The following is a 22,537-nucleotide window of genomic DNA, read 5'->3' as shown; positions in this document are numbered from 1 at the left end:
ATTCTTCTGGGTGCGATCCCGGGGCCCACGCCCGCTCTCGCGGGGTGGTTCAGTGCCCTTCGGCGAGCTCGCGTGCGCGCGCCAGCGCGGCATCCGTTGCGCTGGCGAACACCTCGTCCAAGCGCGCCTGCTGCAGCACCGCCACGGCCCGCTCGGTGGTGCCCTTCGGGCTCGTGACACGGCGGCGCAGTTCGGCGGGATCTTCGCCCGATGCCGCCAGCAGCGCGGTCGCCCCGATGAAGGTCTGCTCGGCCATCGTGCGTGCGTCGGCTGTGGTGAAACCCTTGCCGACAGCGGCCTTGGTCAGCTCTTCGATGAGCAGGAACACATACGCCGGCCCCGAGCCGGAGATGGTCGAGAGTGCGTCGATCTGGTTCTCGGGCACCTCGATGACCGTGCCGACGGTCTCGAACAGTGCGCGCACCACCGCGATGTCGTCGGCATCGACCGCCGAGCCCGCGGCGATACCGGTCACGGCCTTGCCGACCAGGGCCGGAGTGTTCGGCATCGAACGCAGCACAGGCGTCCCGGCCGGCAGGATCTGCTCGAACGTGTCGATCGTCACACCTGCAGCGATGCTCACCACCACGGTGCCCGCAGACAGCGCCGGCGCAATCTCGCGCAGCAGATCAGGCACCATCGCCGGCTTCACACCGACGAGCACGACATCGGCCGCAGCTGCGGCATCCGTGTTGCCCTCAGCCTGCTGCTCGAGGGCGATGCTGCGCACGCCGGTCAGCCCGGCCAGCGCCTGCGCCTTGGCCGCTGTGCGGTTCGTGACGATGAGGTCTGACGCCTGCCCCGACTCGACGAGGCCGTGCAGAATGGCGCCGCCCATAGAGCCGGCGCCGAGGATCGCGATGGGTGGGAGCATGCCGCTCATCCTACGGCTGGCGGGCGCGGTTATAGTCGAGACAGGACCGCTGAGGAGGCCGATTCCATGACAGTGTTCGACGGCATCGCCGCACGCATCGTCGAGACCCCGAATCTGGCGGTGAACATCCTCGAGCGCACGGCCGACGGCCCTGCGACACCGGCCGCACAGACCGTCGTCTTCGTGCACGGCAACGTCTCTTCCGCGCTGTTCTGGCAAGAGATCATGGAAGACCTGCCCGGCGACATCCGTGCGATAGCGGTCGACCTGCGCGGCTTCGGCGGCTCCGAGGCCAAGCCGGTGGATGCCACCCGCGGCGTGCGTGATTTCTCCGACGACCTGCATGCGACACTTCAGGCCCTCGGCCTGGGCGCCGTGCACCTGGTGGGCTGGTCGATGGGCGGCGGCGTGATCCTGCAGTACGCGCTGGAACACCCGGTGCTCAGCCTCACGCTGCAGGCACCGGTCTCGCCCTATGGGTTCGGCGGCACCCGCCGCGACGGCACCCGGCTCACCGACGACGATGCGGGCGTGGGTGCAGGCGGTGCGAACCCCGACTTCGTGCAGCGGCTGCGCGATCACGACACGAGCGCGGATGCCGCGACCTCGCCGCGGAGCGTCTTTCGGTCGTCGTACGTCTCGGCCGACTACGTCACCGCGCACGAAGACATCTGGGTCACTTCGATGCTGAGCACCTCGACCACCGAAGGCAACTACCCCGGTGACAGCGTGCCGAGCACGAACTGGCCCGGCTTCGGCGCCGGGTCGGTCGGCGTGCTCAACACCATGGCGCCACGGTATTTCGATGTGTCGGGCATCGTGCACCTGGCATCCAAGCCCCCGATCCTGTGGGTGCACGGCACCGCCGACGCCATCGTGTCGGATGCCTCGTTCTTCGACCTCAACCAGCTCGGCAAGGCCGGCGTGATCGCCGACTGGCCCGGCGACGACGTCGCCCCGCCGCAGCCGATGGTCACGCAGACCCGCGACGTGCTGGATGCATATCGGGATGCCGGTGGCCAGGTCGTCGAGCTCGAGCTCGAGGGTGTCGGCCATGCGCCGCACCTGGAGCGCCCGGGTCTGGTGCGTCGCGCACTGCTGCAGGTGATGGGATACATCGCCTCGCCGACCGGGCCGCAGCCGCCGACCGAGACGATCATCCTCAAGAGCGAGGACTGAACTCCGTAGACTTCTCGGCATGAGTTCCTCCGGCGGCGGCAAGGCGATCATCGCCGCATTCCTTGCGAACCTGGGCATTGCCCTGGCGAAGTTCGTCGCGTGGTTCTTCTCGGGGTCGGCGTCCATGCTGGCCGAGGGCATCCACTCGGTCGCCGACAGCGGCAACCAGCTGCTTCTGCTGCTCGGCCGCCGGAAGGCACGGCGGCAGGCAGACCAGGAGCACCCGTTCGGTCACGGCCGCGAGAGGTTCGTCTACGCATTCGTGGTCTCGATCATCCTGTTCTCGGTCGGCGGGCTGTTCTCGATCTACGAGGGCGTCGAGAAGGTCACGCACCCGCACGAGCTCGACCATGTCTGGCTCGCGGTGCTGGTTCTCGTCATCGCCATCTGCCTGGAGGGCTACTCGCTGCGCACGGCTATCCACGAATCGACGCCGCACAAGCAGAAGGGCGAGTCGTGGATCGGTTTCATCCGGCACGCGAAGGCCCCTGAGCTGCCGGTGGTGCTTCTGGAAGACACCGCAGCCCTGACCGGCCTCGTGTTCGCACTGCTGGGCGTCGGGCTGTCGTGGCTGACCGGCAACCCGGTCTTCGACGCCATCGGCACGCTCATGATCGGCACGCTGCTGATTCTGGTGGCGATCACACTGGGCATCGAGACCAAGAGTCTTCTCGTGGGCGAGGGCGCGAACCAGACCGATCTGCGCGCCATCGTGGCCGCGATCGAAGACGGCCCCCAGGTGCACCGGCTCATCCACATCAAGACGCTCTACCTCGGCCCCGACGAGCTGCTGGTGGCCGCCAAGCTCGCGTTCGCTGCCGACAAACCGCTGTCAGCGGTCGCCGCCGACATCGACACGGTCGAAGGGCGCATCCGCGCTGCCGTGCCGATCGCCCGGGTCATCTACCTCGAACCCGACGTCTACCGGCCCAGCGCCGACCCCGCGCCCTCGACCGAGGCGTTCATTGTGAAATCGGAGGATTGATGGAGTTCTGCGTGTTCACCGAACCCCAGCAGGGATTCAGCTACGACGAGCAGCGCGTGCACGCGCAGGAGGCCGAACGTCTCGGTTTCGACGGGTGGTTCCGCAGCGATCACTACATGCGCATGGGCGACGGGTCACCGCTGCCGGGCCCGACGGACGCGTGGACGACGCTGGCGGGGTTGGCCGTGCAGACCTCGCGCATCCGGCTCGGCACGCTCGTGTCGTCGGTGACCTACCGGGTGCCCGGGGTGCTGGCCATTCAGGTGGCGCAGGTGGACGCGATGAGCGGCGGCCGCGCCGAGCTGGGCCTGGGCACCGGCTGGTTCGAAGCAGAACACAAAGCCTACGGCATCCCGTTTCCGCCCAAGAGATTCGGGATGCTCGAAGAGCAGCTCGAGCTGATCACCGGACTGTGGGCGACCCAGGGTCGCTACGCGTTCGCCGGCGAGCACTACACGCTCGTCGACGCCCCGGCGCTGCCCAAGCCGGTGCAGGAGCGCGTTCCGGTGATCGTGGGCGGCGGCGGCGTGAAGCGCACTCCGGCGATCGCTGCGCGATTCGCGACCGAGTTCAACATCGGCTTCCAGCCCGAGGACGTGATCGCGGACAAGTTCGCGGGCGTGCGGGCCGCATGCGAGGCCGAGCAACGCGACCCGGCGACGCTCAAGCTGTCGGTCGCGCTGCCGACGCTCGTGGGTACGTCGGAGGACGAACTGTCACGCCGCGCGGCTGCCATCGGCCGCGATTCGGGCGCGATGCGCGGCGATGATGTCATCGCCGGCACACCCGACGAGGTCGTCGAGAAGGTCGCGCGGCTGCGTGCGCTCGGCGCGCAGCGCGTGTACTTCCAGCTGCCCGATCAGCGCGACCTTGAGCACCTCGAACTGCTGGGCTCGCTGCTGCCGCAGCTGCGCGCGCTCTGAGCCCGTCCGCGAGCTGGCCGAGGACGTCCTCATAGGAGCCCTCCGAGTACAACGCCAGCCCGATCGAGAAGTACGCCATCACCCGGGCCGGCAACGTCCGATGACACTGCTCGGTGCGGCCCCGCCTGAGCGATGGCCTCATCGACCAGCCCTGGCGCGGAACACCTGCGTCAACACACCGACCGACATCAAATCCGACAACAGGCGCTCAGATACCGGCTTCTTCCACCCCGCCCGCGGCGTACCCCCACGCAACACCGACACGTGCTAACTGAACGGTATTGGCGTCAGCGGCGGGCGTCGAAGAACGCACGTAGAAGGGCCGAGGACTCGGCCTCGCGCACTCCCCCGACGACCTCGGCGCGATACGGCAGACGGCGATCGCGCAGCACGTCGTAGACAGATCCGGCGGCCCCGGCCTTGTCGTCCCACGCCCCGAACACCACCCGGCCGATGCGCGCCTGCAGAATCGCCCCGGCGCACATCAGGCACGGCTCGAGGGTGACCACCAGCGTGTGGTCCTCGAGGTTCCAGGAGCCGAGGGATGCCGCGGCCTGTCGCAGAGCCATGACCTCGGCGTGCGCGGTGGGATCGCCGGTCTCTTCACGCTCGTTGCGCCCCTCGGCGATGACCCGCCCCGCCGAATCGGTCACCACCGCCCCGACCGGCACGTCGCCGGCCGCCCCCGCCGCGGCGGCGAGAGCGAGGGCGCGATCCATGGCGGCAGCGTTCGTCACGTGTTCAGCGTACGGCCCAGCTACCCTGGAAGCATGCGCGTGCACATCGCCGACCACCCGTTGATCACCCACAAACTCACGGTGCTGCGCGATGCGCGCACACCCTCGCCGGTCTTCCGCCAGCTGACCGAAGAACTCGTCACGCTGCTCGCGTATGAGGCCACACGCAATGTGCGGGTGGCGCCGGTGCAGATCACCACGCCGGTGACCACGACGACCGGTGTGCGCATTGACGAGCCGCGCCCGATCGTCGTGCCCATCCTGCGCGCCGGGCTCGGGATGCTGGAGGGCATGGTGAAGCTGCTGCCGACAGCCGAAGTCGGGTTCCTCGGCATGGTCCGCGACGAGCAGACGCTGCAGCCGACGACCTACGCCGAGCGGCTGCCCGCCGACCTGAGCGACCGGCAGTGCTTCGTGCTCGACCCGATGCTGGCCACCGGCGGCTCGCTGGGTGCGGCGATGGAGTTCCTCTTCGCGCGCGGCGCGCAGGACATCACCGCCATCTGCCTGCTGGGCACCCCCGAGGGCATCGCGAAGATCGAAGAGCAGGTCGGTGACCGCGACGTGACCCTCGTGCTGGGCGCGCGCGACGAGCGGCTCAACGAACACGGCTACATCGTGCCGGGCCTGGGCGACGCGGGCGACCGCCTGTACGGCACGGTCTGACGCCGGAGGGCGTCGCTCACGCCCCGTGCGCAGCCCGCGTCATTCGGGCGACCGCTTGCCCGTCTCCTGCTCCCAGTACTCGAGCTGCTGGGTGAGTGCCTTGGCGAGTTCGAACACCTGCTCGGGTGGGATCCGAATGCGGCTGACCACCCGCGCTGGCACGACGGCGACGCGTTCTCCGGTGTCTTCGTTTGTCTCTTCGCGCGGCGGCTGGGCAAGGGTGACGAAGTCCATGACGAAGACCGTCGGGGTGTGCCACACGTTCGCGAAGTCGGCGTAGTTGCCCGGGATGATGTCGGGCGGCAGGTCGATCTCGAACTGCTGGGGCAGATCATCGCTCATGCGCCCGAGTCTACGGGGCGGGTCACCGCACCCCGACAAGTCGCGCGAAAGCACTCAACCGCACAACGCCGTCGGGCGTGCGCGGTAGATCGTCGAGAAGCCCCGGCGCGTACACGAGGTACGCCGCGAACTTGGCGCGCGAGAGCGCGACGTTGAGCCGATTCTGCAACAGCAGAAACTCCAGGCCGCGCGGGGCGTCCTTACCGCTGGATGCGGCGAGCGAGACGATCGAGACCGCGGCCTCCTGCCCCTGGAACCTGTCGACGGTCCCCACCGGCACGTCGCCGAATCCGGCATCGGCAAGCGCCTGCTCGACCATGACCTGCTGCGCGTTGTACGGCGTGACCACGATGATGTCGCTCTGCTGAAGCGGCCGCGGCGTGACAACGATGTCGTCGACGACATCGGTCCACTCTCGACCGAGCAGCTCACGCACCAGACGCACGACCTCGGCGGCCTCTTCTGGCGATTGCGTCGCGTTGCCGTGGTGGCGCACGGCGAGCGGATGTACTCCGGGCTCCACCCCTTCCAAAGAACGCAGCGCAGCGCTCGGGCGCGACGCCAGCTCGCCGTCGTACGACAGCCGCGACACAGCGGATGCGACATCCGGATGCATCCGCCAGGTGTGGTCGAGAAAGAACCCGTACTCGGCAGGAAGCACCGCCGCGCCATCCATCACCCAGCCCAGCGCCGACGCGTCGACCGGTTCGGGATGGATCCCCTGGCTCACCTGCGGCAGCTGTTGCGGATCGCCCAGCAACAGCAGTCGTGGCGATGCCGCGGCCACCGCGATCGTCGATGCCAGCGAAAACTGCCCCGCCTCGTCGATCACCAGCAGATCGAGGGAGCGCCGCGGCACCCGGCCCGGATGGCTGAAGTCCCACGCCGTGCCGCCGACGACAAAGCCGGTCTCGGCGTGCTCGGCCGCGAAGCCCGCAAGGCCGTTCTTCGCAAACGCGGTGAACGAGACGTCGCCGTCGGCCCCTGCCTTGCGCGCCTTTCCGACCTGGGCAGCGGAGACCCCGGCATCGACGATGCGGTCGAGCATGTGCTCGACGACGGCATGCGACTGGGCGACGACCCCGATCTTCCAGTGATGCTCGCCGACCAGACGGGCGATCACGTGCGAGCCGACGTACGTCTTTCCGGTACCGGGCGGGCCCTGCACCGCCACGTAGCTGCGCTCGAGGTCGCGCAACGCGGCCACGATCGCCGGCACCGGCTCGGCGGCGCGGCCGTCGAGGGCACCCGAGCGCAGGCGTGGTGGGCGGCGGCGCAGAATGTCGCTGGCGGGGTCGTCGGGAAACCCGGGGGCCGCCGCCACCACGGCATCCGCCCACTCGTCGATCGCGATCTGCTGGTTGCCCGCGCGCGGCGGCGCCGCCGGAGTCAACGCAATCGGCAACTCACTCCAGGTCTGTCCGTCGACGGCGCTCTCGGCCACGATCGCGCCGTCGTCGAGAACCTCGAGCACCTCGACCTCGCGAGCCACGTGCACCCATCGCGGCATGGTGCGCGCGGCGAACGGCGCCGGCATCTCGTAGAGGGCGAACGGCCGGGTGCCCTCACTCAACCGCGTGCCCGGTGCCAGGTCGCCACGCAGCCGCAGGATGCGCCGCACCGAGCGCGGACCGGGATGCCACTGCTCCACCGTCTCGCTGCGTGCGGCATCGATCACCACGACGTCGCGGGTGTCTTCCCACACTGTCACCGGCTCGCGCAGACGGAGGAAATGCGTCGCCCAGAACGCCTTCGACTCGCGCGGGTAGTAGTCGATGGCGGCCGCTCCCAACCGCAGCGCCTCGATATCGGCCTGGGACGCGTCGGTCGCCGCGTCGGCCAGCCGACGCAACGCCTCGGCCTGCTCCCGCGCCTCGTAGACGACCTCGACCGATTCGATGTCGACCGACGGGCGCAACCCCGCCTCGCGCGCACGATCGACCAGCCAGTCCCGCAGGCGCCGGGTCGACACGCAGTCGTACCGGTTGTAGTCGGCCAGATCGTCGAACACCGTCTGAGCCGCGGCTTCCTGCCCCGCCTCGCGCAACGCGCGGGCTTCGACGTACTTGACGATCGAATCGTCACCGCGCTGCACATCACTCGTGCGCACCTGGTCGCCCATGTACAGCGGCTCGAGCTTCTTGATCGAGTACGACCGCGACCCCACCCGCAGCGCCCGGCGCACGATCGGGTACAGGTCGACGAAGACCCCGTCGCGCAGCAGGCCGTCGACATCGATCTCGCGCACGCCGTATCGCGCGGCCATCGCCAGCAGGTGCGTCGGCTCGTAGGGCGCGTAGTGGTAGATGTGCATCTCGGGATGCTGCCGGCGCACATCGGCGACGATGTCGAGAAAGCGCTCGAACGTCGCCTTCTCGGCGGCGAAATCGTGCGCCCACAGCGCCGTGTACTGCTCGTGGATGTCGACCCAGCCGAACAGGTAGTCGATGCCCCACTCGCGTCCGTCGCCCTCGGTGTAGAGCGGGTCGCCCTCGAAATCGAAGAACAGGTCGCCGCGGTCGGGCCGCGGCAGGGCACCCAGCGCCTTCGGGAAGACGACGTCGTAGGTGGGGATGGGCGCCCTGGTCTCGGGTTCGGCCTGCGGCGGATCCGCCGCGGCGGGAGCGGGCACTCCGGCCGGGCTGGCCAGCTGCAGCCGGGCCTGCGTGCGCAGACTGACGAACGTCTCTGCTCCCATCCGCTCGGGAGGACGGGATGCCGCCGCCAGCGCGTCGATCGTGCTGATACCGGCCGCGCGCAGCCGTTCGCGCTGCACGGGACGCATGCCTGCCACCAACAGCAGGTCGCGGTGCGCGACCACCTCTTGCTCGCACGTCGCACAGCGCCCACACGCGAGGACGCCGAGCTCACCACGGCCGTCACCCCAGGCGATGGCGGGATGGCTGAGCCCGGATGCCAGCCGACGATCGGCGATCAGCGCGCGCAGTCGTTCGCGACGCAACCGGAAGACCGGCATGAGGTCATCGACGCGGTGAGTGCTGGTGGTGCCGTCACCCAGCAGCAGGTCGACGTGGTCAGCGCGTGGCACCTGCAGCCGGTCGAGCTGGTCGACATATGCCGCCAACTGCATGAGGGCGGTGACGCGGGCGTGGCGGGCGAGCTTGGAGTCTTGCACGATCCATCGCCCGTCGTCGTCGCGCACGAGAAAATCGGCGAAGCCGACGAATTCGCCGGTCGAGAAGGCGGCCTGGTAGATCACTCGGGCTGCGGGGTCTTCAAGCGCCGCACGAGTGGCGGCCGCGGCATCCCGCAGCGCGTCGTCATCACTCGAGCGCGTCTCGGCGATCTCGATCACGCCTGGCCCGAACTGCTCGCGGTAGCGGGCGAGCACGCGCAGCTCGTGCGCGGTGCCGAGACGGCCGGCGCGGGCGAGGGTGGCGTCTTCGGGCTCTTCTACCGGGGCCACGCGGCCAAGCTTGGCGTCGATCGCCCGCAGCCAGGCGAACTCGCACTCGGCGGCGGCCTTCAGGTCGCTCGCACTCCAGACGACCCGGCCCGCGTCTTCGATGTATCGCATCGCTCCCCTTTCGCTTCGACACTATCCGCCGCCTCCGACACCCCTCCCCCGTGCGGAAATTCCATATGGAATTTCCTTGCCCACATGAGATTTCCGAAAAATTGATGTGGGTTGGGAAATTCCATATGGAATTTCCCCGAGGTGCCAGACTGGGGTGCATGAGCCTGCCCTTCGCCAGCGCGTACCGGCACGGGTTCGCGCGCGTCGCCGCCTGCACGATCCCGGTCGCCCTGGCCGATCCGGCGACCAACGCCGAGGCCGTCCTCGAGGCGGCCCGAGCCTGCGACGCCGACAGCACCGCGGTCGCGGTGTTCCCCGAGCTGTGCCTGACCGGCTACTCGATCGACGACCAGCTCATGCAAGACGCGGTGCTGGATGCCACGGTCACGGCGCTCGAGCGGCTGGCTGCGGCATCCGCCGACCTTTTGCCGATCCTCGTGGTCGGCGCACCGCTGCGCCACCGCAACCGCCTCTACAACTGCGCCGTGGTGATCCACCGCGGCGAGATCATCGGCGTCGCGCCCAAGGGGCACCTGCCCACCTACCGGGAGTTCTACGAACGGCGCTGGTTCGCCGCCGGCGAGCCGTGGTCGGGAGAGCCGATCCGCATCGGCGAGCGCGATGTCGCATTCGGCACCGATCTGCTCTTCGACGTGCGCGATGTGCCGGGCCTCGTGCTGCACGCCGAGGTGTGCGAAGACGTCTGGGTCCCCGTGCCGCCCTCGTCGCAGGCGGCCTTGGCCGGAGCGACGGTGCTCGTGAACCTCTCGGGCAGTCCGATCACTATTGCCCGCGCCGAAGACCGCAAGACCCTGTGCCGCTCGCAGTCGCTGCGTTGCCTGGCCGCCTATGCGTATGCCGCCGCTGGCATGGGCGAGTCGACGAACGACGTGTCGTGGGACGGCCAGACCATGATCTTCGAGGGCGGCGATCTGCTCGCCCAGACCGAGCGCTTTCCCGACGGGCCTCGCTGCTCGGTCGCCGACGTCGACCTCGACCGGCTGCGACAGGACCGCATCCGCCAGGGCACGTTCGACGACAACCGCATCTCGGCAGGCGTCGGAGAGTTCCTCACCATCGAGGTCTACCTCGACCCGCCCGCCGACGACATCGGCCTGCGCCGGCACGTCGACCGCTTTCCGTTCGTGCCCGACGACGAACAGCGTCTCGCGCAGGACTGCTACGAGGCGTTCAACATCCAGGTCTCAGGCCTGATCCAGCGCATGCAGGCCATCGGCAATCCCAAGCCCGTGCTGGGCGTGTCCGGCGGTCTCGACTCCACCCACGCGCTGCTGGTGATCGCCCGCGCCATGGACCGCATGGGCCGGCCGCGCAGCGACATCCTCACCTTCACGATGCCCGGCTTCGCCACCAGCGACCACACGAAGGCGAACGCCATCGCGCTGGCCGAGGCGATCGGCGCCTCGATCGAGACGATCGACATCCGGCCGGCCGGCATGGAGCTGCTCACCACAATGGGGCATCCCTTCGCCAGTGGTGAGCCTGTGCACGATGTCACGTTCGAGAACGTGCAGGCAGGTCTGCGCACCGACTACCTCTTTCGGCTGGCCAATCAGCGCGGCGGCTTCGTCGTGGGAACGGGCGATCTGTCCGAGATCGCTCTGGGCTGGTCGACGTACGGTGTCGGCGACCAGATGAGCCACTACGCCGTCAACACGGGCGTGCCCAAGACGCTCATCCAGCACCTCATCCGCTGGGTGATCTCCACCGGTGCCGACGAGGGATGGGTGGATGCCGCAGCCGGCGCCGTGCTGCAGTCGGTGCTCGACACCGAGATCAGCCCCGAACTCGTGCCGGCCGGGCAGGACGGCAAGATGCAGTCCACCGAAGACCGCATCGGTCCGTACGCCCTGCACGACTTCGCCCTTTTCCACACCCTGCGCTACGGCGCACGCCCGTCGAAGATCGCGTTCCTCGCGCAGCACGCCTGGCAGGATCCGGATGCCGGAGCCTGGCCGCCGGGCTTTCCGGCCGAAGACCGCTACGGGTACGACCTGCCGACGGTCGCGAAATGGCTGCAGGTGTTCCTGCAGCGCTTCTTCGGCTTCGCGCAGTTCAAACGCTCCGCAATCCCGAACGGACCCAAGGTGTCACCGGCGGGTTCACTCTCGCCTCGCGGCGACTGGCGTGCCCCCTCCGACGGCAACGCGAGGGTGTGGCTGGACGAGCTGAAGGCCGCCCTGCCCGACCTCGTCGACTGAGCTATTCGGTCGCCGGCTCGCCGTACGCCAGTGTGATGACGAAGCCGTTGCGCGACAGGTCGACGAGCCGGTAGTCGCCCTTGCGGTCGGGTGTCCACGCCTTGGCGAAGGGCGGGTCCAGCCGCACCTGCTCGGGGCGCACGCTGATCCCACGCGGGTCGGCCTGGCGCACCGCCTGCACGCGTGACCAGTGCAGTGCCAGCTGCTCGGGCGTGGCCTTGTTCCACAGGCTGTCGTCATCCCACAGGTGCGAATGGCCGCGGATCTCATGCAGCGCGGCCTCGTCGGGTCTGTGGTCGCGGATGTCGAGTCCGACCAGCAGGTCGGGCTCGGCGACCGCGACCACGCTGGCTGTGCGGAAGCTTGCCGTACGCACGGAAAGCGGCACGGGAAGTCCGTCGACCACAGCGATCGGCTGAGGGTGATGCCCGAACTGGGCCGGGGCCTGCCGCGAGACATCGATGAAGGTCTCGTCGATCTGCAGCCGATCGGCGAGGATCTCCTTGGTCAGCTGCCGAACCCGATCAGATGCCTGCGATCCCGGCGCCCACCCCACGCGCGCCTCGATGCCCTTCGGAGCGTCCAGCTTCGTCGATTCCATCTCGACCACCCTCCCCCTTCGCGAGCTTTGCCTCCATCATCCCCTGTTCACCGCTCGCATGGCACCCGGCGCCCGGGCAACCCCCTTCTTCGACGTTCGCACGGTGTCAGACTGGACGCATGGCACCACGCGCGACCATCGTCGGCAGCGGGCCGAACGGCCTCGCAGCCTCGGTCGCCCTCGCTCGCGCCGGCTACGACGTGCGGGTGATCGAGGCAGCGACCGCATCGGGGGGCGGAGTGCGCACCGCGGGCCTCACTCTTCCCGGCTATCGCCACGATGTGTGCTCTGCCGTGCATCCGGCAGCGCTGAGTTCGCCGTTCTTCCGCGCATTCGGGCTCGACCGCATCGACTGGATAGTGCCCGAGGCATCGTTCGCCCATCCTCTCGACGACGGTCGCGCCGCCGTCGCGTGGCGCGACCTCGACCGCACCGTCGCCGGGCTCGGCACCGACGGCAAGGCCTGGCGCAGCACCGTGCGACCACTCAACCGGCATCTGGCCGAGGTCGTGGATTTCACCGGCAACCAGCTGCTGCGCATGCCGCGGCATCCGCTCACCGTCACCCGATTCGGCATGCGGATGCTGGAGCTGGGCACGAGCGCCGGGCGGCGCGCGTTCGGCACCTTCGGCACCGAAGCGGCCGCGGCCCTGTTCACCGGCGTGGTAGCCCATGCCAACGCGCGGCTGCCGTCGCTGGCAGCCACGGCGTCGGCGCTGTACCTGCTGGCTCATGCGCACTCGACGGGGTGGGGATATCCGCGCGGCGGCGCCGACGCCATCGCCCACGCGCTGCGCGACGACCTGTCGGCGCACGGCGGCCACATCGACACCGATCATCGCGTCGGCGACCTCTCGGCGCTGGACTGGGGTGACCCGGCCGCCGGCGATCTGCTTCTGCTGGACACCGCGCCGCGCCTGGCCCTGACCCTGCCCGACGTGCCCGCCGGGTACGCCCGCGCGGTGCGCCGCTATCGCTACGGGCCGGCCGCCGCGAAGGTCGATTTCGCCCTCGACGGGCCGGTGCCCTGGACGCACCCCGACGTGGCGCTGGCACCCACCGTGCACCTGGGCGGCACGCGCGACGAGATCGAGGCCTCCGAGAACGCCGTCGCGCGCGGCAGCGTGACCGAGCGACCGTACGTGCTCGCGGTGCAGCCCAGTGTGCTCGACGACAGCCGCGCCCCAGCCGGCTATCAGGTGCTGTGGGCGTACATCCACGTGCCCGCAGGATCGACGCTCGATCCCACCGAACTCGTCACGCGCCAGGTCGAACGGTTCGCGCCCGGCTTTCGCGACCGGGTGATCGCCTCGCACGCGATGACGGCCGCGCAGCGGCAGGCCTACAATCCGTCGGATGTCGGCGGCGACATCCTCGGCGGCTCGTTCTCGATGCTTCAGGCGGTGCGCCGGCCGGTGCTCTCGACTGCGCCGTGGCGCACGCCGATGCGTGGCGTGTACCTGGCGTCGGCAGCCACCCCGCCCGGGCCCGGGGTGCACGGCATGCCCGGGTGGCTGGCCGCCCGTCAGGCCCTGCGCGACGCGGGCACTCCGGCCGAACTCGGTGACCTGTTCGGGTGATCGCATGAACCGGCGTGCAGAACTCATCCCATTCGTGCGGTCCGGCCCGGGACACGCCCCTTCATCGCAGGTTCCGGCACGGATCGGCGGAGTTTTGAACGCCGAACGCAGCAGACAAGGCTGAGATGGACGGCTTCGCGGCGGTGGACTTCGCGTTCGCACGCGAAGTGCTCCAGCGTGGCATCGCGGCGTTGTTCGTGATTGCGTTTCTATCCAGCCGCAACCAGTTTCCCGCCCTGCTGGGCGAGCACGGACTGCTGCCCGCGCCCCGCTTGCTCGCGTGGGCGGCATCGTCCGAGCGCGAACGGCGCACGCCGCGACGCGCACACCTGCTTCGCCCGACGGTGTTCCGTCGCTGGCGCTACACCGATCGGCGGCTGCGGGCACTGTGCGGGGGCGGCATGGTCGTGGGCGCGGTGCTGGTGGTCGGCATTCCGCAGCTGGGCCCGCCCTGGGTGCCGATGCTCTGCTTTCTCGCGCTGTGGCTGGGCTACATGTCGATCGTGTCGATCGGCCAGACCTTCTATGGATTCGGCTGGGAGATGCTGCTGCTCGAGGCCGGGTTTCTCGCGGCGTTCCTCGGCTCACGCGACCAGAGCCCGCCGGTCGTAGTGATCGTGCTGTTCTGGTGGCTGGTGTTCCGGCTCGAATTCGGGGCCGGCATGATCAAGATCCGCGGTGGCCGCGAATGGCGCGACCTCACGGCGCTGATGTACCACCACGAGACACAGCCGATGCCCGGACCGCTCAGCCGGCAGGCCCATCTGCTGCCCGCCTGGTTTCATCGCGGCGAGGTGCTCGGCAACCATTTCGCCCAACTGATCGTGCCCTGGTTCTTGTTCGCGCCGGCCGTGGGGCTGTGGGTCGACTCGCCGATTCCCGCGATCATCGGTGCCGTGGCCGCGACCCTGGTCATCGCCACGCAGCTCTGGCTCGTGCTCACCGGAAATTTCGCCTGGCTCAACTGGGCCACTATCGTGATCGCTTTCTCGGGCTACGGCATCCCCCGCCTCTCTTCAGGAGGCGGGCCGATCCCGCTGTATTGGACACTCATCACCGGCGCGGTGTTCGCGCTGTATGTCGTGCTCAGCTGGTGGCCGGCGCGCAATCTGATGGCCCGCCGGCAGCTGATGAACGCGAGCTTCAACCGCTGGCAGCTCGCCAACGCCTATGGCGCCTTCGGCACGGTGACGCACACTCGCATCGAGTACATCATCGAGGGCACACGCGACCTCGACGCCGGTACGGCCACCTGGACCGAGTACGTGTTCAAGGGCAAGCCCGGGCCGCTGCGGCGGGTTCCCCGGCAGTTCGCGCCGTATCACCTGCGTCTGGACTGGTTGATGTGGTTCCTGCCCCTGGGCCGGTCGTTGGAGGGCTGGTTCGAGCAGCTGCTGATCATGCTGTTGCGGTCGGATGCCGCGACTCTGCGACTTCTCGCGGCGGACCCGTTCGACGGCGCATCGCCGCGATGGGTGCGGGTGGTGTCGTACCGCTACCGGTTCGCCACCCGTGCCGAGTATCGCGAGACCGGTCAGCGGTGGATGCGCGACCGGCGGCAGGTGCTGGTGCGGCCGGTCTCGCTCGATTCCCTGCGGTGAGACTCGGCCGCCGGGCGCTCGCCGGGAACACCCTGCGGTGAGACTCGGCCGCCGGGCGCTCGCCGGGGGGACACCCCGCGGCGGGCCGCCCGTTAGGCTCTTAGGGCATCCGTCCCCATCTTGGAGTCTTCTGTGTCCAATCCCCACGATCCGTACGCCGACCCGAACGGGCAGAACGCCGCACCCCCGGTGCCTCCGGCACCCGCGGGTTACCCGAATGCCGGCGCGTACCCGCAGCAGCCCGCTGGCGGCTACCCGCAGCAGCCCGCCGCCGGCTATCCCCAGCAGCCTGCGGGCGCGGGGTACCCGCAGAGCACCGCCGCCTATCCGCCGGTGCCGCCGACGGGGTATGTGCAGCCTGGCCCCGGTCTGCCCAAGCAGCCCGACAATCGCCCGAAGACGCTGGCGCTCGTTGCCCTGATTCTCGCGGTCGTCGGATTCATCGCTGCCTGCATCGGATTCGCTCCGATCGGGCTGCCGTTCGTGATCGTGGGCGGCGTGCTGCTGCTGGCGGCGTTTGTGCTGTCGATCGTCGTGCTGGCCAACCGCAAGCAGGGTGGCAAGGGTCTCGGCATCGCGGGCCTGGTCGTCTCCGTCGTCGGCGGCATCGTGTTCGTGTTCGCGCTGCTTGTCTCCATCGCGTGGGCCGTGTGGGCGGGCGTGGGAGGCGGGCAGGCTCTCGGCGAGAGGCCGGCGGTATCGGCGCCCGTCGCGCCCTCCGACGAGGCGACCGACGATCAGGGCAACAACACCACAGCGACCGGTGACTACGATGAGGCCGCGTATGTGGCCGAGCTGCGCCCGACGGTGCGGGCGATCTTCAAGGAGATCGAGCCCAACGCGACCGACGACATCATCGATTCTGCCTACACAGACGACACGCTCGTCTACCTCGGAACAACGTTGCTGACCGAATACACGACGCTCGGCGATGACGCGATCGGCCAAGAGGCCTCCGACGCCGTCGATTCCAGCGACGGCCTTTTCAGCGAGGACCAGGCCGAGCGCCTCATGCGCGCGATCCTCGAGGCAGCCCAACACCACCTCGTCGAGCAGTAGCCCTCACACCGGGTCGAGCGCGCTCTGACGCACCGCGCTCGGCCCGTGGGCAGTCGCTTCCACGACCAGCTGCGCAGGAATCTGCTCCTTCATCGCCTCGACGTGGCTGATCACCCCGACCGTGCGACCGCCCTCGCGCAGCTCATCGAGCGTGCGCATGGCCAGCTCCAGCGTCTCAGGGTCGAGCGAGCCGAACCCCTCGTCGATGAAGAGCGTGTCGAGCCGGATGCCGCCGGCCCGATCGGTGACCACCTGCGCGAGGCCGAGCGCCAGGGCGAGCGAGGCCAGGAACGTCTCGCCGCCGGACAGCGACTGCGCGGGGCGCGCCCGCCCGGTGTAGGCGTCGACCACCTCGAGCCCCAGCCCGCTGGCGGCGTTGCGCGCTGCCAGCGCGTCGGTGTGCGCCAGGCGGTAGCGCCCCGCCGACATCGCATCCAGGCGCACATTCGCTGCCGCCACGATCTGCTCGAGCTCGGCGGCGAGCACGAACGTCTCAAGATCCATCTTGCGTTCGTTGCGACCGGCGACGGCATCGGCGATGCCGGCGACCAGGCGCCGGTGTGCGTCGAGTTCGCCGATCTGCGCATGTGCGTCGTGCGCGCGCTCGCTCGCTCGCTCGAGGGATTCGACGGCTTGGACGACCGCCGTCGCCGCCCCCGCTGCTGCCGCCGCCGCTTCGCGGGCATCGGCGAGCGCCGCCGCACTCGCCTCGAGGTCGGGCAGTGGATCGTCGGCCCCAGCCAGCTGCAGCTCGAGCTGCACCAGCTGGCCCTTGAGTTCGGCCAGCGCCGTGTCGTGCGCCCGCACCTTCTCATCCAGGCGCGAGCGCTCGGCGTCGTCACGCAGAGCAGCGCGCGCCGCGGCGGCGTCGACGAAGTCGGATGCCGCCACGCGACGGTCGCGGTCGTCACCGGCGGCGCGTGCGGACTCGGTCGCTGTCCGGGATGTCTCGATCGCGGCGCGCAGCGCGACGGCGGCCGCTCGCCGTCGCGCTCCGTCGTCGATCCGCGCGGCCACGGATGCGAAGTCGTCGCGGGCAGCGGCGACGACGGCCTGCGCCGATGTCAACCGCTCGCCCAGCGTGGTCAGCTCATCCTGCGCTTCGGTGACACCGGCTCGCGACCGGTCGATGTCGGCCGCGATGCGCGCGTCTTCCTCATCAAGCCCATCGCGTTCAGCCCGCAGGCGATCCCGCTCTCTCGCCGCCGTCTCGGCCGCCGTGAGCCGATCCACGGCCTGATCGAACGCGCGCCGCGCGCCGTCGGGATCGAGTCCTCCCGACCGGGCAGCGGCATCCGCGTACGCGGCGAGCGCGGTGGCCGCCGTCTCTCCGGCCTCGTGCGCACGCTGCTGTGCGGCATCCCGGGCGTTGTCTGCCGCCTCGAGCTCGTCGTCGCCGACGGGCTCGTCGGCACGCGGTGCCGGGTGCGGGTGCTCGACCGAACCGCACACCGGGCACGGCCGGCCAGCCTCGAGTGCGGAGGCCAGTTCGCCCGCCCTTTGCTCGATGCGACGGCGCAGCAGCGCATCGGCTGCAGCGGCGGCGGCCGTGGCCTCCTCCTGCCGGGCGAGCTTGGTCTTGTCTGCCTCGTGGAGGGTCTCGGCGCGCGTGCGGGCCTCTTCGGCGGCGTCGCGACGTGCGCGCGCCTGTTCCACGACCCGCCGCGCGTCATCGGCCGTCGCCGCCACGGCGACGTGTGTGCGCAGCGCCTCGTCGAGTTCAGCACGCCGCGCCGGAAGCGCCGCGCGCTGCCTCTCCAACTCTGCGATCCGTGTCTGTGCCGCCGCCACCCTCTGCTCGGCGGCGGCATGCTTCTCGCGCAGCGATGGAAGCTCCGCCTCCTGCGCCGCGGCGCTCTGCCAGAGCGCCAGCCGGCCGGTGAGATCGTCGATGAGTGCGGCCAGCGTCTGGGCATCGGCGTCCTGCTGCCCGCCCGCCTCGTCCCACGCGGCGCGGGCCGCCGTCTCGGCACGGCGCGCCTGCTGCGCGGCCGCCTCGGCATGAGCGGCATGTTCGAGCGGGGCGCGCAGTCCCTCGGCGCCGCGCGCATCGTGCAGAGCTCGGCGGTCGGCATCGATCTCGGTCGTGCGCGCCTGACGCTTCGCGAGTGCCTCGCGCGCGGCATCCCGCGCCCGCGCCCACTCGTGCAGGGACTTCACCTTCTCGTGCGCGGCGAAGGCCTCGTCGCGGGCGGCGATCGCGGCGGTCTGAGCCTCGGTCAACACCTCGACCCGATAGCGGCCTCGTTCGATAGCACGATCCAGCGCGCCAAGTCGGTCGGGGAGGGCGTTGCCCGGTGCCCCTTCGCCGGCCAGTTCGTGTGCCGCGACGGTGTTCTCGGCGTCATCGAGCGCGAGTTCGATGACGCGCCGCCGGTCGGCCAGGGCATCTTCGGCGTCTTTGCGTCGCTCGTCGAGTAGGCGCTCATACTCTTGATACGTGCGGCTGCCGAACAAGGTGCGCAGCAGTGCCTGACGGTCGCCGCCCGATGCCAGGAGGAACTGCGCGAACCGGTTCTGGGCCAGCAGAATCACCTGCTGGAATTGCTCACGGTTCAGCCCGAGGATCTCGCCGAGCAGTTCGCCCGCCTCGCGCGGCTTCGCCGCCCGGCCCACCCATTCGCCGTCGACGAGCTCTTCGACCACTGCCCGGTGCTCTTCGGTCGTCAGCCCAGTGCCGTTGCGCTTCGGCCGCTCGTATTCGGGTGAGCGCGTGACCCGCCAGCGCCGGTCGCCGACGGTGAACTCGAGTCGCACCTCGCTGCGGTCTTCGGGTCGGCAGTGGTCGCTGCGCAGCCGTTTGGCTCCGCCGTCGTAGCGGGGTACACCGCCATACAGCGCGAAGCCCACCCCGTCGAGAATGCTCGACTTGCCGGCGCCGGTGCGCCCGGCGATCAGGAAGATGCCGTCGTCGTCGAAAGCGTCGAAGTCGATGACCTGACGCTGTAGGAACGGCCCGAATCCCTCGAGCTCGAGACGATGCAACTTCATACCGCGGCCTCCGCCCCCACCCGCTCGCCGATGACCTCACGCACGAGATCGGATTCGTCGTCGGAGGCCCCCTGACCGTTGCGCACATGCGCGAGGAACGCGTCGATCAACCGTGCGTCGTCGGCGCCGGCGGCCTCGACCCGCGCGGTGAACGTGCGGGTGTCGGCTGCCGCGCGCACCGCCGGAGTGTGTCGCACCTCGGCGCAATGCACGAAGCGCTGCTGCAGCCGTCGCATCGGATCGGACTGTGCCACGGTGTCGGTGTAGCGCGCACTGACCCACGCGTCTTCGTCGGGTATGAAGCGCGGGTCGGTGAGAAGCTCGTCGAGGCTTCCGGTGAGCTGCACAAGTCGGCGCGGTACCGGAAGATCTATCCACTGCACCTCGGCCAGGCCTTCGGCATCCATCTCCACCAGCCACGCACCGCGCGGCTTGTCACGCTCGCCGAAGCTGTAGTGCAGCGGCGCCCCCGCGTACCGCACCCGCTCGGAGAGCACGCTGCGCCCGTGGATGTGCCCGAGCGCCACATAGTCGGGTCCGTCGAACGCCGCCCGCGGCACCACGTCGAGACCGCCCTGCTGAATATCGCGTTCCAGGTGCGGTGTCGCCTCGACTCCGGCGGCGAAGCAGTGCGCGGCCGCGACGAAGCGGCCACCGCGCACCGCAGCATCCGTGCGCACCAGATCCATCGCGCGGGTCAGTGCCTGCGCCTGCGTGCGCACGCCGGGCCACAGCCGCCGCACCAGCACAGGTTCGAGGTACGGGATGCCATAGAAATGCACTGGTCCGTGCTCATCGGCGATCGTGATCGGCGTCGCTATCGCCGCCGGATCGGTCAGCACATGGATGCCGTTGCGCAGCAGCTTCGCCTGAAAGCCGAGACGCGCGGCCGAGTCATGATTGCCGCTGGTGACCACCACGCGCGCGCCCGTGTCGCGCAGCGCCGCCAGCGTGTCGGTCAACAGCGTGTAGCAGTCGGCGGCCGGCGTCGCCGAGTCGAACACGTCGCCGGCGACGAGAACCACATCGACCGCGCGCGTGCGCACCTCGGCGACAAGCGCGTCGAGCACGCCGCGCAGCGCCGTCAGCGTCGAGCTGCCGTGAAAAGTGCGCCCGATGTGCCAGTCGGAGGTGTGCAGGATCCGCATGACTCCACGGTACGTGCGGCATCCGACATCGCCGGCACGGCGGGCCGGGCCCGGCTTGTTAGATTTGCCGACGTGCACGTCGCTTCGCTGGCTGTCTATCCCGTCAAATCCACCCGCGCCCTCCCCGTTTCCACGGCCACCGTGCATCCGCACGGGCTCGAACACGACCGGCGCTGGGCTGTCGTCGACCACGCCGGCGCCGTCATCACGGCGCGCACGCGCGACCGGATGCTGCGCATCAGCGCCGCCCCGACCGCGACCGGTCTGCACCTGAGCGCACCCGATATGCCCGACCTGCACGTGCCGTTCCCGGTGGGCGGCGCCGTGGTGCCGGTGGGTGTCTCGCGCATGCCCGAAGCCCGGTACGGCGGCGACGATGCCGCCGCCTGGTGCTCGCGGGTGCTGGGCGAGCCGGTGCGTCTGATCTGGCAGGACGACCCGCGCGCACGCTCGGTGGCTCCCGAGCACGGCGGGCGAGACGGCGACCATGTCAGCCTCGCCGACACCGGCCCGCTGCTGCTGGCCAGCACCGCGTCGGTGGCGCGCCTGAACGAGTGGATCGCCGAGACCGACCCCGATGCCGCGATCCCGGTCGGCCGCTTTCGTCCGAACGTTGTCGTGGACGACGCAGACGGAAAGCTGGAGGCCTTCGACGAGGATCGCTGGGCGCGGGTTCGCATCGGTTCGGTGACCTACCGGTTCACCGAGCAGTGCGACCGGTGCGTGCTGACCACCATCGACCCCGACACCCTCGCGCATGGCAAGGAGCCGCTGCGCACCCTCGCGCGGCACCGCAAACGCGCGGGCAAGACCTGGTTCGCCATCCGTCTGGTCCCCGAGCATTCCGGCACGATCACGCTCGGCGATCGCGTCGACGTGCTCGAAAGGCAGTCACCCGCACCCGAATGAAGCGGCCGCCGCGGGAATGTCGGAGCCCCCTTCTACCTTGAGATTGGACAGGGAAAGAAGGAACAGACGATGTACGAGGCGTATATGGCCGAAGTGTTGTCTCGGTCCGAAACTGAACAGATCACGCGCCGGATCGAGCGGCGCCGCGTCGCCCTCGAGCGCTCGGCGCTGGCGCCGGCGCCCATCGAGCAGGTCGTGCGACGCGAGCCGCGCGCGGTGCGCATGCCGCAGCCGACAGCGCCATGTGTGGGGTGCCCCGCCTGACCGGGGCCGCCCTCACCGTGTCGGCCCCACCGGTGCTGCCCTCACCGGGGCCGCCGGGGAAGGGGCTTGACCGGGCGAACCCGCCCCTGCGAGATAGCCTCGGAGCATGGCGGATGAACTCGACGGCAGCGCCACCGCGGGCGCGCCCCGCGACCCCGCCCCGACGCGGTTCACCCACGCGGGCGCCACCCTCGTGGCCGAAGAGCAAGGCGAAGGCGAGCGCGTCTTCCTGCTGATCCACGGCGTCGGCATGGGTCGCAGCGTCTTCCGCGGGCTGGTCGAGCTTCTCTCGGCGCACGGGCGCGTGATAGCGATCGATCAACCCGGCTACGGCGAAGCCCCCGAGCCGATGCGCACCCTGACGATGGAGCGCACCGCCGACCTCGTCGCAGCTTTCGTGCGATGGCGGATGCTGCCACCCGTGGTGGTCATCGGCCACTCGATGGGCACGCAGGTGGCCCTGGAACTGGCCGTGCGCCACCCCGGTCTCGTCGACAGACTCGTGCTCGTCGCGCCGACCGTGAACGTCGCCGAGCGCACGGCGCGGCGGCAGCTGCTGCGGCTCGTGCAGGACCTGGCTGTGGAGAGCCCACTGGTCGTGCTGCGCGGCGCGCGCGAGTACCTGCGTGCCGGACCGCACCTGGCGCGCAAGATGCGCGCGATGCTCGTGCACCGGCCCGAAGACCGTCTGCCGCACGTGACGGTGCCTACGCTCGTGCTGCGCGGCGCAGAAGACCGGGTATGCCCGGTGCCGTGGTGCCGCAGGGTGGCGGGGGCGATCCCGGGGGCGTGGTACGAAGAGATCCCCGGGCATGGCCACGAGACCATGATCCGCGATCCGCAGGCCGCCGCCGCACGCATCGTCTCGTTCGCATCAGAACGCTGAGCGCCCCGACGCGTTCCAGGGGTGAGGGCGCC

The 22,537-nt window shown here is 69.9% G+C and carries 18 protein-coding genes and 1 pseudogene; 11 read left to right on the top strand and 8 right to left on the bottom strand.

Annotation, left to right across the window (positions count from 1 at the left end):
• Positions 1–49 precede the first annotated feature (49 nt).
• Complete coding sequence (gene proC, locus ET475_RS10585; protein ID WP_129389681.1) at positions 50–883, bottom strand: pyrroline-5-carboxylate reductase; 834 nt, start codon at positions 881–883, stop codon at positions 50–52.
• A 57-nt stretch (positions 884–940) separates the two neighbouring features.
• Here proC and ET475_RS10580 point away from each other — a divergent pair, with 57 nt between their 5' ends.
• From ET475_RS10580 to ET475_RS10570, 3 genes are read left to right on the top strand one after another with little or no spacing between them, the layout of a single operon-like run.
• Complete coding sequence (locus tag ET475_RS10580; RefSeq protein ID WP_129389678.1) at positions 941–2,053, top strand: alpha/beta hydrolase; 1,113 nt, start codon at positions 941–943, stop codon at positions 2,051–2,053.
• A gap of 19 nt (positions 2,054–2,072) precedes the next feature.
• Positions 2,073–3,038 (top strand): cation diffusion facilitator family transporter, encoded by a 966-nt coding sequence (locus ET475_RS10575; protein WP_129389675.1) that lies wholly within the window; start codon positions 2,073–2,075, stop codon positions 3,036–3,038.
• Positions 3,038–3,961 (top strand): TIGR03560 family F420-dependent LLM class oxidoreductase, encoded by a 924-nt coding sequence (locus ET475_RS10570; RefSeq protein ID WP_129389672.1) that lies wholly within the window; start codon positions 3,038–3,040, stop codon positions 3,959–3,961. Before ET475_RS10575 ends, ET475_RS10570 begins: the two co-directional genes overlap by 1 nt.
• Here ET475_RS10570 and ET475_RS10565 read toward each other — a convergent pair.
• Both ET475_RS10565 and tadA read right to left on the bottom strand, forming a co-directional pair.
• Positions 3,960–4,150: pseudogene (locus tag ET475_RS10565) on the bottom strand (transposase domain-containing protein); the annotation flags it as partial. The gene ET475_RS10570 and the pseudogene ET475_RS10565 sit on opposite strands and share 2 nt — an antisense overlap.
• Positions 4,151–4,248: 98 nt before the next feature.
• Complete coding sequence (tadA, locus tag ET475_RS10560; RefSeq protein ID WP_129393874.1) at positions 4,249–4,680, bottom strand: tRNA adenosine(34) deaminase TadA; 432 nt, start codon at positions 4,678–4,680, stop codon at positions 4,249–4,251.
• A 51-nt stretch (positions 4,681–4,731) separates the two neighbouring features.
• On the opposite strand from tadA, the gene upp reads away from it, so the two are divergent.
• Positions 4,732–5,364, top strand: a complete 633-nt coding sequence (gene upp / locus ET475_RS10555) for a uracil phosphoribosyltransferase (RefSeq protein ID WP_129389669.1) — start codon at positions 4,732–4,734, stop codon at positions 5,362–5,364.
• 39 nt (positions 5,365–5,403) lie between these two features.
• Here upp and ET475_RS10550 read toward each other — a convergent pair whose 3' ends face one another.
• The gene (locus tag ET475_RS10550; RefSeq protein ID WP_129389666.1) at positions 5,404–5,706 is read right to left on the bottom strand and encodes a DUF3467 domain-containing protein; all 303 of its coding nucleotides are present in this window, start codon (positions 5,704–5,706) and stop codon (positions 5,404–5,406) included.
• 22 nt (positions 5,707–5,728) lie between these two features.
• Positions 5,729–9,244 carry a TM0106 family RecB-like putative nuclease gene (locus ET475_RS10545; RefSeq protein WP_129389662.1) on the bottom strand — a complete coding sequence of 1,172 codons (3,516 nt, stop codon included), beginning with the start codon at positions 9,242–9,244 and terminating at the stop codon, positions 5,729–5,731.
• A 158-nt stretch (positions 9,245–9,402) separates the two neighbouring features.
• On the opposite strand from ET475_RS10545, the gene ET475_RS10540 reads away from it, so the two are divergent.
• Positions 9,403–11,466, top strand: a complete 2,064-nt coding sequence (locus ET475_RS10540) for an NAD(+) synthase (RefSeq protein ID WP_129389659.1) — start codon at positions 9,403–9,405, stop codon at positions 11,464–11,466.
• A gap of 1 nt (position 11,467) precedes the next feature.
• On the opposite strand, the gene ET475_RS10535 is transcribed toward ET475_RS10540, so the two are convergent.
• The gene (locus ET475_RS10535; RefSeq protein ID WP_129389656.1) at positions 11,468–12,067 is read right to left on the bottom strand and encodes a hypothetical protein; all 600 of its coding nucleotides are present in this window, start codon (positions 12,065–12,067) and stop codon (positions 11,468–11,470) included.
• Positions 12,068–12,186: 119 nt separating this feature from the next.
• Between ET475_RS10535 and ET475_RS10530 the strand changes: the two genes are divergently transcribed.
• From ET475_RS10530 to ET475_RS17995, 3 genes are all read left to right on the top strand, one after another.
• Complete coding sequence (locus ET475_RS10530; RefSeq protein WP_129389653.1) at positions 12,187–13,647, top strand: phytoene desaturase family protein; 1,461 nt, start codon at positions 12,187–12,189, stop codon at positions 13,645–13,647.
• A 125-nt stretch (positions 13,648–13,772) separates the two neighbouring features.
• A complete protein-coding gene (locus tag ET475_RS10525) occupies positions 13,773–15,248 on the top strand; it encodes a lipase maturation factor family protein (protein WP_129389650.1) in 1,476 nt (491 codons plus the stop codon).
• Between the two features lie 132 nt (positions 15,249–15,380).
• Complete coding sequence (locus ET475_RS17995) at positions 15,381–16,307, top strand: hypothetical protein (protein ID WP_207205336.1); 927 nt, start codon at positions 15,381–15,383, stop codon at positions 16,305–16,307.
• Positions 16,308–16,310: 3 nt separating this feature from the next.
• Here the strand turns inward: ET475_RS17995 and ET475_RS10510 are convergent, their stop codons facing one another.
• Both ET475_RS10510 and ET475_RS10505 read right to left on the bottom strand, forming a co-directional pair.
• Positions 16,311–19,298 carry an AAA family ATPase gene (locus ET475_RS10510; protein ID WP_129389647.1) on the bottom strand — a complete coding sequence of 996 codons (2,988 nt, stop codon included), beginning with the start codon at positions 19,296–19,298 and terminating at the stop codon, positions 16,311–16,313.
• Entirely contained in the window at positions 19,295–20,446 is a 1,152-nt protein-coding gene (locus tag ET475_RS10505; RefSeq protein ID WP_129389644.1) for an exonuclease SbcCD subunit D, read from the bottom strand. Before ET475_RS10505 ends, ET475_RS10510 begins: the two co-directional genes overlap by 4 nt.
• Here ET475_RS10505 and ET475_RS10500 point away from each other — a divergent pair.
• The 3 genes from ET475_RS10500 (at position 20,417) to ET475_RS10490 (ending at position 22,505) form a co-directional block, all read left to right on the top strand.
• Complete coding sequence (locus ET475_RS10500) at positions 20,417–21,355, top strand: MOSC domain-containing protein (protein ID WP_242497599.1); 939 nt, start codon at positions 20,417–20,419, stop codon at positions 21,353–21,355. The two genes, ET475_RS10505 and ET475_RS10500, sit on opposite strands and share 30 nt — an antisense overlap.
• 69 nt (positions 21,356–21,424) lie before the next feature.
• Positions 21,425–21,619: a hypothetical protein gene (locus ET475_RS10495; RefSeq protein ID WP_129389641.1), complete on the top strand. Its 195-nt coding sequence runs from the start codon at positions 21,425–21,427 to the stop codon at positions 21,617–21,619.
• Positions 21,620–21,725: 106 nt separating this feature from the next.
• On the top strand, positions 21,726–22,505 hold the full coding sequence (locus tag ET475_RS10490; protein WP_129389638.1) for an alpha/beta fold hydrolase: 780 nt from the start codon (positions 21,726–21,728) through the stop codon (positions 22,503–22,505).
• Positions 22,506–22,537: the final 32 nt, after the last annotated feature.

Origin of the sequence: Microbacterium protaetiae (assembly GCF_004135285.1) — a bacterium.
Lineage (GTDB): Bacteria > Actinomycetota > Actinomycetes > Actinomycetales > Microbacteriaceae > Microbacterium > Microbacterium protaetiae.
This window is presented reverse-complemented; position numbering and strand designations above follow the sequence as displayed.

Coding starts and splice junctions, on each gene's coding strand:
- proC (WP_129389681.1), bottom strand. CDS start 883: ATGAGCGGCATGCTCCCACCCATCGCGATCCTCGGCGCCGGCTCTATG.
- ET475_RS10580 (WP_129389678.1), top strand. CDS start 941: ATGACAGTGTTCGACGGCATCGCCGCACGCATCGTCGAGACCCCGAAT.
- ET475_RS10575 (WP_129389675.1), top strand. CDS start 2,073: ATGAGTTCCTCCGGCGGCGGCAAGGCGATCATCGCCGCATTCCTTGCG.
- ET475_RS10570 (WP_129389672.1), top strand. CDS start 3,038: ATGGAGTTCTGCGTGTTCACCGAACCCCAGCAGGGATTCAGCTACGAC.
- tadA (WP_129393874.1), bottom strand. CDS start 4,680: ATGGATCGCGCCCTCGCTCTCGCCGCCGCGGCGGGGGCGGCCGGCGAC.
- upp (WP_129389669.1), top strand. CDS start 4,732: ATGCGCGTGCACATCGCCGACCACCCGTTGATCACCCACAAACTCACG.
- ET475_RS10550 (WP_129389666.1), bottom strand. CDS start 5,706: ATGAGCGATGATCTGCCCCAGCAGTTCGAGATCGACCTGCCGCCCGAC.
- ET475_RS10545 (WP_129389662.1), bottom strand. CDS start 9,244: ATGCGATACATCGAAGACGCGGGCCGGGTCGTCTGGAGTGCGAGCGAC.
- ET475_RS10540 (WP_129389659.1), top strand. CDS start 9,403: ATGAGCCTGCCCTTCGCCAGCGCGTACCGGCACGGGTTCGCGCGCGTC.
- ET475_RS10535 (WP_129389656.1), bottom strand. CDS start 12,067: ATGGAATCGACGAAGCTGGACGCTCCGAAGGGCATCGAGGCGCGCGTG.
- ET475_RS10530 (WP_129389653.1), top strand. CDS start 12,187: ATGGCACCACGCGCGACCATCGTCGGCAGCGGGCCGAACGGCCTCGCA.
- ET475_RS10525 (WP_129389650.1), top strand. CDS start 13,773: ATGGACGGCTTCGCGGCGGTGGACTTCGCGTTCGCACGCGAAGTGCTC.
- ET475_RS10510 (WP_129389647.1), bottom strand. CDS start 19,298: ATGAAGTTGCATCGTCTCGAGCTCGAGGGATTCGGGCCGTTCCTACAG.
- ET475_RS10505 (WP_129389644.1), bottom strand. CDS start 20,446: ATGCGGATCCTGCACACCTCCGACTGGCACATCGGGCGCACTTTTCAC.
- ET475_RS10495 (WP_129389641.1), top strand. CDS start 21,425: ATGTACGAGGCGTATATGGCCGAAGTGTTGTCTCGGTCCGAAACTGAA.
- ET475_RS10490 (WP_129389638.1), top strand. CDS start 21,726: ATGGCGGATGAACTCGACGGCAGCGCCACCGCGGGCGCGCCCCGCGAC.